This is a genomic window from Ruegeria sp. CDSC045 (assembly GCF_059610725.1).
Genome location: NZ_JBXWOE010000027.1, coordinates 1 through 1226 on the forward strand (window position 1 = coordinate 1; position 1226 = coordinate 1226).

Sequence of the window (1226 nt, forward strand, 5' to 3'; positions counted from 1 at the left end):
ATGGCAAAGGAAAAGTTTGAGCGTAATAAGCCGCACGTCAACATTGGCACGATTGGGCACGTTGACCACGGCAAGACGACGCTGACCGCAGCGATCACCAAGTATTTTGGTGACTTCAAAGCGTATGACCAGATTGACGGCGCGCCGGAAGAGAAGGCCCGCGGCATCACCATCTCGACGGCCCACGTGGAATACGAGACCGACGCGCGTCACTACGCCCACGTTGACTGCCCCGGCCACGCCGACTACGTCAAGAACATGATCACTGGTGCGGCGCAAATGGACGGCGCGATCCTGGTTGTGAACGCGGCTGACGGCCCGATGCCTCAGACCCGCGAGCACATTCTGCTGGGCCGCCAGGTTGGCATCCCGACCATGGTCGTGTTCATGAACAAAGTTGACCAGGTTGACGACGAAGAGCTGCTGGAGCTGGTTGAAATGGAAATCCGCGAGCTGCTGAGCTCGTATGATTACCCTGGCGACGACATTCCGATCATTGCCGGTTCGGCACTGGCCGCGATGGAAGGCAACAACCCGGAAATCGGCGAAGAATCGATCCGCAAGCTGATGGCTGCCGTGGACGAGTACATCCCGACGCCTGAGCGCGCTGTTGACCAGCCGTTCCTGATGCCGGTCGAAGACGTGTTCTCGATCTCGGGCCGTGGTACAGTTGTGACCGGTCGTGTTGAGCGTGGCGTGATCAATGTTGGCGACGAGATCGAAATCGTCGGCATCCGCGACACCAAGAAAACCACCTGTACCGGTGTTGAAATGTTCCGCAAGCTGCTGGATCGTGGAGAAGCGGGCGACAACATCGGCGCGCTGCTGCGCGGCATCGACCGTGAAGGCGTTGAGCGTGGCCAGGTTCTGTGTAAGCCGGGTTCGGTTACACCGCACACCAAGTTCGAAGCCGAAGCCTATATCCTGACCAAGGAAGAGGGTGGCCGTCACACGCCGTTCTTCGCAAACTACCGTCCGCAGTTCTACTTCCGTACAACTGACGTGACCGGCACCGTGACCCTGGCAGCTGGCACCGAGATGGTTATGCCCGGCGACAACGTGTCGTTCGAAGTTGAGCTGATCGCACCGATCGCGATGGAAAACGGCCTGCGTTTCGCCATCCGCGAAGGCGGCCGCACCGTCGGCGCCGGCGTTGTGTCGAAAATCGTCGAGTAATTCGCGCAAGCGAATGATCAAATGGAAAGGGCGCCCATCCGGCGCCCTTT

1 protein-coding gene is annotated in these 1226 nt (G+C 59.4%); it reads left to right on the forward strand.

The window, feature by feature from the left end:
- A partial coding sequence (gene tuf, locus AC2FH6_RS21400) for an elongation factor Tu (RefSeq protein ID WP_142640426.1) occupies positions 1-1176 on the forward strand: 1176 nt, incomplete at its 5' end.
- Between the last annotated feature and the right edge of the window lie 50 nt (positions 1177-1226).